We start from the raw sequence: 1,386 nt of genomic DNA, 5'->3' as shown, positions 1-1,386 counted from the left end.
GGCGCCGGGAGCCGCCGCCGAGCTCGCCGGCGTGGAGTACGCCTCCATGGCGCTGATCACCCTCGCCTACCGCCGCGCGGAGACCGATCTGCCCGAGGGCAGCGGGTTCCTCGTGCCGCCCGTCGACGGGCACACCATCAAGGCGTCCACGTTCGCCTCCCGCAAGTGGGGCTGGATCGCCGAGGAGAACCCGGACCTGGTCGTCCTGCGCACCTCGGTGGGCCGTCACGGCGAGACGGAGATCCTCCGCCGTGACGACGCGGACCTCGTGGAGGTCTCCCGGCACGACCTCAAGGCGGCCGTCGGCCTGGCCGCCGCGCCGGTCGCCACCCGCGTCACCCGCTGGAACGGCGGCCTGCCCCAGTACCCCGTCGGCCACCACGCGCGCGTGACCCGCGTCCGCGCGCACCTCGCGGGCCTCGCGGGGCTCGCCGTGTGCGGCGCGGCGTACGACGGCGTCGGCATCCCCGCGTGCATCGCGAGCGCGTACGCCGCCGCCGACCAGATCCACGGTGACCTGCACGGTGTGCAGGACCTCACCGCCAACCCGGTGCAGAGCCTCCACGGAGGAGCAGGAGAATAAGGGACATGAGTGACGACGCCACCACCCCCGCCCCCGACCGGATCCCCAACAAGGGCAAGCTGGCCAAGGACCTCAACGAGGTCATCCGCTACACCCTCTGGTCGGTCTTCAAGCTGAAGGACGTCCTGCCCGAGGACCGTGCCGGGTACGCCGAGGAGGTACAGGAGCTGTTCGACCAGCTCACCGCCAAGGACGTCACGATCCGCGGCACCTACGACGTGTCGGGCCTGCGCGCGGACGCCGACGTCATGATCTGGTGGCACGCCGAGACCGCCGACCAGCTCCAGGAGGCGTACAACCTGTTCCGCCGTACCCGGCTGGGCCGCGCGCTGGAGCCGGTCTGGTCGAACATGGCGCTGCACCGCCCCGCCGAGTTCAACCGGTCGCACATCCCGGCGTTCCTCGCCGACGAGACGCCCCGCAACTATGTGAGCGTCTACCCCTTCGTGCGCTCCTACGACTGGTACCTGCTGCCCGACGAGGACCGCCGCCGGATGCTCGCCGACCACGGGAAGATGGCCCGCGGCTACCCGGACGTGCGGGCCAACACGGTCGCCTCGTTCTCGCTCGGCGACTACGAGTGGATGCTCGCCTTCGAGGCCGACGAACTGGACCGCATCGTCGACCTCATGCGCCACCTGCGCGGCTCGGAAGCCCGGATGCACGTCCGCGAGGAGGTCCCGTTCTTCACGGGCCGCCGCAAGGACGTCGCGGACCTGGTCGCGGGCCTGGCCTGACCCCTCGGAGCGGGGCGCGGAACGGCGGGAACCTTCTGGCCTCCCGCCGAAGCCCCGGGCTCCGGC

At 71.9% G+C, this 1,386-nt stretch carries 2 protein-coding genes; both read left to right on the top strand.

Features of this window, described 5'->3' with window-relative positions; genetic code table 11:
• The coding region (locus B9S61_RS08575; RefSeq protein WP_103541713.1) for an NAD(P)/FAD-dependent oxidoreductase at positions 1 to 583 on the top strand (583 nt) is incomplete at its 5' end.
• Between the two features lie 5 nt (positions 584 to 588).
• Entirely contained in the window at positions 589 to 1,320 is a 732-nt protein-coding gene (hemQ, locus tag B9S61_RS08570) for a hydrogen peroxide-dependent heme synthase (RefSeq protein WP_103541712.1), read from the top strand.
• Positions 1,321 to 1,386 lie beyond the last annotated feature (66 nt).

It is taken from the genome of Streptomyces sp. SM1, from assembly GCF_002910825.1.
GTDB classification, from domain to species: domain Bacteria; phylum Actinomycetota; class Actinomycetes; order Streptomycetales; family Streptomycetaceae; genus Streptomyces; species Streptomyces okerensis.
The sequence above is the reverse complement of the archived record's forward strand: the minus strand, read 5'-3'. Positions and strand labels throughout refer to the sequence as shown.